Raw genomic sequence first — 7,729 nt, forward strand, 5'->3', positions numbered from 1 at the left:
CTTTCGTACGGTACAGGTAGGTGTATCGATTGCTGCCTTCAATTTATGAGAAATAGCATTGTACTAATTTTTCTGTTAGCTCTACTAACCCAATGTGACGGTGAATTTATTCCTGATCCACTTGATCCGCGTCTTCCCCGCTACTCGGAAGAGGGAAAAAATGCCGCGGGCTGCTTTATTGACGATGATATTTGGCGAGCAGTGAAGGTAGCCGAAGAGTTTACACTTACTTTTCCCGGTAACGGAGCCGAACAAGAGATGCGCTTATCAATTAATGATTCTACCATTCGAGTATTTATAGACGGAAACCTGATAGATAATTCTAATTCCAATACTAATATTGAGTTTGAAATAGATAACCGTCAAACGCAGTTCCAATCAACGGATGAGCTTCATCAACAGACATTTGTGCTGGATGGGGCACGAAATTTCGGTAGAGTTCGTGGTGATCACATCAACGAATTTACCGATTGTCGAGGAGCAGGTCAACTGATAATTCGCTACGCTCAGCCCGATCCAGACGCTGAAAACTACTACATCGTAGCGGGAACATTCTTTTTTACGACTGCTAGCGGTTCTTGTCAGCTTATTAAAGTAAAAAGCGGAAGGTTTGACTATCAGGTTAGAGCTATTGAAGATTGAAGAAAATGAAATATCAATTCCATTTTTACGCTGCTTCTGTATTGGTAATTACAGTATTATCGGGTTGTGAACAAGCTTTTGTCCCTGATCCTATCGACCCGCGTCTGCCAATCTACTCCGAAGAAGGTAAAAAGTCAGCAGGTTGTTTTGTCAATGATGATATATGGCGGTCAGACGGTGGTGGAGGTGTTTTTTCAGGTAACGATGATATTCTGTGGATTACTTTTCAAGAAGAAGATAGCACTGTTCATCTTACGATTTCCGGCGAGCTACAAAGTTATATTAATTCGCAAGGTGAATATCTTGGCGTTGGCTTTGCGCTTGATAGTCGCCAGCTAAGTGACAGTCAAGTTGAATCCATTAGTGACATACCTCAAAAAGCGTTTGTACTAGATGGTAGAGAGAACTATGGGTACCTAACTCGAAACTTCGACGATACGGTAGCCACTGGTGGTGTAGGGCAACTAATACTGCGCCGTATTCAACTAGATCAAGAAACCACATCTAATACTAGCTATATCGTAGCCGGCACTTTTTCATTTACAACTACCTCTGACTCGTTGGGTCAGATTGAGGTAAAGAATGGCCGGTTTGATTATTCCATTCCTGAATTAATTAATTGAGCCAAAATCTATATTAAAAGGTTAATCTGAATCTTGAAAAGTAGCCTTTAACGATAGCAGTTTAGCCATCTTAAGTAATTTATTGCGGCTCACTCAAAAAAATCTGAAAAAAACTTCAATTCAGTGATGACATTGGGTGGGGTAGGTCTACTAACTAATAAACATCGCAGATTAGCAAAAGAATTTTAGTAACCACAACCAGATACAAGAAACAGAATATCTCATAGGTAAATAGATTAGTAGGAAGGTAGAATTACGTCTCATACGCAAATAACCAATCTCTTTTAGAGGTTGGTTATTTTTTTGCTGGTTATATTAATAGCCAGTAGCTTGCGGGAAAATTTATTGTCAAAACCTTTACTGTTAAAAAGTGGATCGCCCCGCACTAATTGTCAAAATTGGTTCTAATGTAATCGCTCGGTCCGACGGTGCATTAAACACACTATTGCTCAGTTCGCTGGTACGGCAAATGACCGACCTACGCCAGCAGGGCTATGATGTACTATTGGTTTCATCGGGGGCGGTCACGGCCGGACGACAGCAGGTAACTCCCGGTAAAAAAGCTGATCCGGTTGTTCAACGTCAGGTACTGGCAGCAGTAGGCCAAGCACAACTTATGCAGGTGTACCGTAGTCTGTTTGAAGAGCATAACACTATTTGCGCTCAAATTTTGGTTACCAAAGAAGACTTTCGTAGCCGTCGGCACTATTTAAATATCCGCAATTGCTTAGATGGTATTCTTCAGCATCAAGTACTGCCCATTGTAAACGAGAACGATGTAGTATCGGTAACGGAACTAATGTTTACCGATAATGATGAACTAGCCGGCCTGCTAGCTTCTATGATGGGTGCTCAACGACTCATTATTCTGACAAATGTTGATGGCATCTACGATCAGCCTCCCAGCCAGGCAGGGGCGCAGCTTATTGCCGAAATTGCGCCGCAACAACCGCTTAACGCACTGATCTCGGCCGAAAAATCGAATTTTGGCCGGGGCGGTATGCGTACCAAAAGTCGTATGGCTCGTAAACTTGCTGACCTAGGCATTGGGGTACATATTGCCAATGGGCAGACCGATAATATCTTATCGAAGATTATAAATAACCAGAAAGTTGGAACGCACTTTTTGCCTAACCGCAAAGTTTCCCCAGTAAAGCGCTGGATTGGACAAGCCGAAAATACCCATCAAGGTAGTATTCACGTGAACGACGGAGCCTATCAAGCACTTACCCAACAAGAGCAGGCCAATAGCTTGCTACCAGTAGGCGTTATCAAAATAGAGGGCGAGTTCTCTAAAGGCGAAGTTGTCCAACTAAAGCATAAGGGTAATATATTTGGTTTGGGAAAATCGTACTATACTTCTTCCCAGGCTCAGTTACTAATAGGCCAATCGGGCAAAAAGCCTATTATCCACTACGACCATCTGTATTTGTCTCACTCATAGACTATTATTTGCTTATTTGATCCCCAGTTTGTTGAAATAGTTTCTCATCTAAATCAATAAAATTACCGCTGTAGAGCTAATAATTCACTGGCACAGTATTTTCAATGTGTTTGGCAAGAGTTTAAATTTTTTTTAACTATCAAATATTTTTAAAGATGAAAAAGATCATTGCAATAATTACTATAGGGGCGGCTACTGCCAGCTTACAATTAAATGCTCAGGACACAAAGCCTACCGAAGAGCAAGTTAATCCTGAAATTAAAACAGATGTGTTAGACGAACGTGCCCAACCAGCGGCTGATTATCAGCACAATCAGTACGGAACCTATCCGCAGGGTGAGGAATCAGAAGTTCTGCCTCAAACCAGAACAGAAATTAGCAAAGATGCTTTGCCAAAAGGTGTGCTAAGTAGCTTTGAGAATAGTGAGTATGGCGATCAGGAAGTTGTAGCTGTTTATGAAGTAAAAGAAGATGCTTCTGAGATGCAGCAGCTTTCTAATGATCCTAGCGAAGAGCCTATCAGTGATCCTACGTATCATAACGACTTGAATGAGAGGTCAAATATAGAATCTAGTAATAGTGCTGATAATGAGAATATGGAGGAAATGATTTCTACCACTCAAACTGAAACTAATTTAAGTAAAGACATTAAGGAAGGAAACACCATTAATCCTCGTCCATCAGATACAGAAATGCCACAGGATGTTTCAACAACTTCTGTGATGTATGAAATTGAGGTAGAAGGTGAAGATGCAAATACTACATTAACGTATTCTGAAGAGGGTGAGTTGAAGAATACTTCCGAAGAATCTGATATGTAATTATCTCCGAATAGTGTTTAACAAAGCGAATCTCTTGAGGTTCGCTTTTTTTGTTTTATAAACTTCTAAGTACTCCGATTAAACTCTTCCAGTGACCATCATGTGGTGTTCCCCTCGGATTTGTTTCGGGCTAACGAGACCAGGCTTCGCCAGACTCGGTCTCCCACATAGTGGGGGGGGATGACGCACAATGGTAGCCAAAATATTTACGAACGACTATTCATAAACTATGTAATCTAGCAAAAGCACATTACCTAGAGCCTCAAATAAGGGTCTTGCCTCCGAAATGGAAGATCGATAAACTTTCCCAGTTTAAAAGAAGTTACCCATGAGTTAAACTTGAAGTAAGCTGTGAAACAGACTAGGCGAATCTTTAGTGAATGTAAGCTCACTCATACCGTAAACTCACCACTGGATTCCTTCGCGCCGCCTTTACCGAATGAAAACTCATGGTAGCAAAGGCAATAAGTAAGGCCGCGACACTGGCTAGTACAAACAGCAGAATATCAATATCAACCCGGTAAGCAAAATCTTGTAGCCAGCGGTCAATTAGCCAATAAGCTAACGGCGCAGCAAGTAGTGAGGCTATTCCCACCAGTACCATCACATCTTTGAAGAGCAGGTACACAATCTGCGGAACGGTGGCTCCTAACACTTTTCGTACTCCTACTTCTTTGGTACGTTGCTCAGCCGTAAAAGCTGATAGACCTAGAACTCCTAATAACGAAATAAACAGACAGATACCGGAAAGTATCGAGATGAGCGAGCTTTGTCGTTCGTCGGCCCGATAGAGTTCATCAAAACTTTCATCCAGAAACTCGTACTCAAACGGATGGTTAGGGTCGTAGCCTGACCATTTGTCTTCGATAAAATTCATCGTTTCGGGTATGTTCTCCCCCTTTAGCCGAGCGTAGAAAACCCCTCCGGCCTGATTAGCGGGAACAATAATCGTAGGCTCAATAGTGTTGTGTAGCGAGCTGACGTTGAAGTCCTGGACAATCCCGACCACATCTCCCAACTCTTCACCGTGGAAAAACTTAATTTTTCCGCTAAGAGCATCTTCTAGCTTAGCTCCCTCTTGTTCAGGATTGTACCAACCCAACAGTTGAGCGGCTGCCTCATTAATAATGAACGATTTCCCATCGGTATCCGCCGACAAGTCTTCCCGAAAGTCCCTCCCAGCCAGCAACTGAATATCCATCGTCTGCAAGTAATCCTCCCCGACAAAAAATGTTCGAAAGGCCTGATTAGTCAAACTAGAGTCTACTTCAACCTGGAAAACTTGGTTACCCACACTTAATCCCGGTACATTGTACGAAACAGTGGTTGCCACTACTCCGTCGTACTGCTCTAAGTCATTTTTAATGTAAGGAAGTTGATTTCGAACCAGCGTATCCTGTATGGGTACCAGCAGCAAATGCTCTCGGTTAAATCCTAATTCCTGATTACGTACGTAACTGATTTGATCCTGCATCAGCAGCGTACAAATAACTACCGCGATAGAAATAGTAAACTGGAGTGTAACCAATGTTCTTCGTAATAAAATACCCGAAGAAGAAGACTTAAACGCGCCCTTCAGCGAGCGTACACTGGAAATGGCGGGTAGGTAGAAGGCTGGATACAATCCAGATACAATACCGATAAACAAAGTGATACCGATAGCACCCAGCAGTAGTGTAGAATTCTTCAGGAGATTGAGCGAAAGCTCCTTTTCCACCAAATCATTAAATGGAGTAGCGTACAGCACAATGGCGACTAACCCAAGAGCAATCAACAGAGCTAATATTGATAAAAGTACTGATTCACCCAAAAAAGAAAGGATTAACGACTGACGACTGGAACCTAGTACCTTTCGCATTCCAATCTCTTTCATGCGGTTACCCGAGCGCGCCGTAGCCAGATTCATATAGTTGATACAAGCCAGCAGCAAAATGAATAATCCAATTCCCCCGAAGGCATACACGTAGGCAATATTTCCTTGGGGTTGATCGCCTCCTTGCTCCGAATGAAAGTGTACATCGGCCAATGGCTCCAGATAAAACCACAGTTCGCTACTCACCTTATCGCCGAAGGGCTTGATATACTTGTCGTAGAAGGGAGGAAGCTTTCCAAAAAAGTCCGCCTTGTCGTATCCTTTGGGAAACAACAGATAGGTGAACACATCGGGATTCCAGATAGCTTCCGAATTGAATTCACCGTCTTGCGTGGCCCACTCCCGAGGTTCAATGAAGGATATTAGCGCATCAAACTTAACGTGGGAGTTGTCGGGCAAATCTTCAATCACGCCGGTAACGGTAAAGTTTTCTTTGTTCTCGTACAGCAGCAAGGTTTTGCCCAGGGCCTCTTCTTCGTTAAAGTACTTTTGAGCTAATGTTTCTGTTAGTACCACACTGTTCTTTTCCCGTAGGGCCGTCGTTGGGTCGCCAGCAAGAAAGGGATGCGTAAATATGTTGAATGCGGTAGAATCAGCCCGGGCCCAATCCTCCTCATTGTACAAACTTTCTTTTCCGGCATTAGGTACTGTTACCAAGGTACGCCCCATTCCTTCTAGCCGTACGAAGGAAAGTATCTCCGGATAGTCTTCGGATAGCATCGGCCCCATTTCCCGGGCCGCATTGGCGGTATGAAACTCTACTCCGGGCCCTTTCACATTAGTGACCAATCGGTATATTTGCTCGTGCTGGGTATGATGCTGATCGTAGGTGAGATCGTTCTGTAGATAAAGCAGAATAATAATACTTACTGCAATGCCAATTGCTAGCCCAATAATATTAAGCAGGGTATAAAACTTGTCTCGCCAAAAGGAGCGGACAGCAAACTTGAAGTAGGTACGAAGCATTGGTAGAAGGGGTTGGGAGTTGAAACTATTCTCTAATCTATGATAAATAGAAGTAAGATGCTTCGTTTTTTCTGCTTATCCCCCGCTTTGGGTGATAGACTATCACTCAACATTTCCAAATAATATGGACTTTGTTGCTCGATATCTTAAAAGTGAGGACCATGGGCTATAGGATTTCTATCTTTCTCTCTAACATTAAAAGGTAAGCTCAATTAGAAACCAAGAAGCCTAGCCTTCTGAGGCTTAGACTCTTTTCCCTGCTTAATAATGCTAGCTAATGCCTCTATCTAATACTCCATCAAAATTTGTACGAAAATCCAGTATGTATTTTCATTAATGATTGAGGAGTGCGAGGTTGTATCCATCCTGACTCACCATAGGGAGCAGCATTGTAGTGCTTGGTATTCAACAAATTATCGACTGATATATTAAACCGCAAGTTATGTTTTAGATGATACCCTGCGTTGGCATAAATCACCGCTGCTCCGGGAAAACTGTACGATTGGTCACCAGCGTCACCATAGCGGGAATTGCCCCGGGCTGTACTCACTGCTGAATAGTAGCGTAGGGAAGCAGAAATATAGAGTTTCTTACGGGAGTATACTGAGTTCAGATTTATCTTATGGTTAGAAATTTTGGCTAGCTTCGCTCCGTTGTCCCTTCCCTCAACGTAGGTGTAGGCTAAACTTGTGTTGAAGTCGCCAAAACGCCAAGTAAGTTCGGACTCCAACCCTTGGCTGTACATGCTTCCTTGATTACTATTAATCTCTACGGCATTTACGTAGGGAGTACCATCCCCAAAAGGATTGAATTGATTGAGCGGGTTATAAAATGGCCGACCACCCTGAGTAGATGCGTCGATGAATACCGGACGAATGATGTCCTGCATGTTGTTACGATACAAGGCTATTCTTGCCGAAACATTGTAGCTAGGGAAGTACTGGGCTGAAAATTCGTAGGACTGAAGCCGCTCCGGTTTAATATCTTCATTTGGTACGTGAGCGATGAATGGATTAGCAAAATTTTCCCAGCGGTAGTAATTAGAAGGCTGAATGTAGGCGCTTCCGTAAATAGCCTTTAGTGTCAGCTTTTTAGCCGGGCGATGGATGAGACCTACCCGTGGATTGAAAGTTCCTCCGTAAATAGAGAAATAGTCGTACCGTCCGCCCGCGGTGAGCGTTAGGGAAGGTATCGGGTTCATTTGCACTTGAGCAAAAGTGCCCACACTATAGTAGTTCCGGGTTTTAAAGATAGAATCCGTTAAGCCTTCCAACCCAAACAGATAACCACTCTGAGGGTCTACAAAGCTTCTCAGGTCATCCGATAACCCTTGATCAGGATCAAATGGCTCAGCTAGGTT

General features: G+C 43.1%; 6 protein-coding genes. 4 read left to right on the forward strand and 2 right to left on the reverse strand.

All coding sequences use genetic code 11. The annotated features are described in order from the left end of the window. From WBA23_RS13575 to WBA23_RS13590, 4 genes are all read left to right on the forward strand, one after another. Window positions 1–642: hypothetical protein (locus WBA23_RS13575; RefSeq protein WP_424582817.1), on the forward strand; the 642-nt coding region annotated here is incomplete at its 5' end. A 5-nt stretch (window positions 643–647) separates the two neighbouring features. Next, window positions 648–1,265 (forward strand): hypothetical protein, encoded by a 618-nt coding sequence (locus tag WBA23_RS13580; protein WP_424582818.1) that lies wholly within the window; start codon window positions 648–650, stop codon window positions 1,263–1,265. A gap of 370 nt (window positions 1,266–1,635) precedes the next feature. After that, window positions 1,636–2,709, forward strand: a complete 1,074-nt coding sequence (gene proB / locus WBA23_RS13585; RefSeq protein WP_424582819.1) for a glutamate 5-kinase — start codon at window positions 1,636–1,638, stop codon at window positions 2,707–2,709. A 155-nt stretch (window positions 2,710–2,864) separates the two neighbouring features. Further along, on the forward strand, window positions 2,865–3,530 hold the full coding sequence (locus tag WBA23_RS13590; RefSeq protein ID WP_424582820.1) for a hypothetical protein: 666 nt from the start codon (window positions 2,865–2,867) through the stop codon (window positions 3,528–3,530). A 388-nt stretch (window positions 3,531–3,918) separates the two neighbouring features. Here WBA23_RS13590 and WBA23_RS13595 read toward each other — a convergent pair whose 3' ends face one another. Together WBA23_RS13595 and WBA23_RS13600 are read right to left on the reverse strand one after the other, a co-directional pair. Further along, window positions 3,919–6,369, reverse strand: a complete 2,451-nt coding sequence (locus tag WBA23_RS13595) for an FtsX-like permease family protein (RefSeq protein ID WP_424582821.1) — start codon at window positions 6,367–6,369, stop codon at window positions 3,919–3,921. 298 nt (window positions 6,370–6,667) lie between these two features. Further along, window positions 6,668–7,729, reverse strand: a 1,062-nt coding sequence (locus tag WBA23_RS13600) for a TonB-dependent receptor plug domain-containing protein (RefSeq protein WP_424582822.1), incomplete at its 5' end; no start/stop codon positions are given.

The organism is Tunicatimonas sp., assembly GCF_049647865.1.
Taxonomy (GTDB): domain Bacteria; phylum Bacteroidota; class Bacteroidia; order Cytophagales; family Cyclobacteriaceae; genus Tunicatimonas.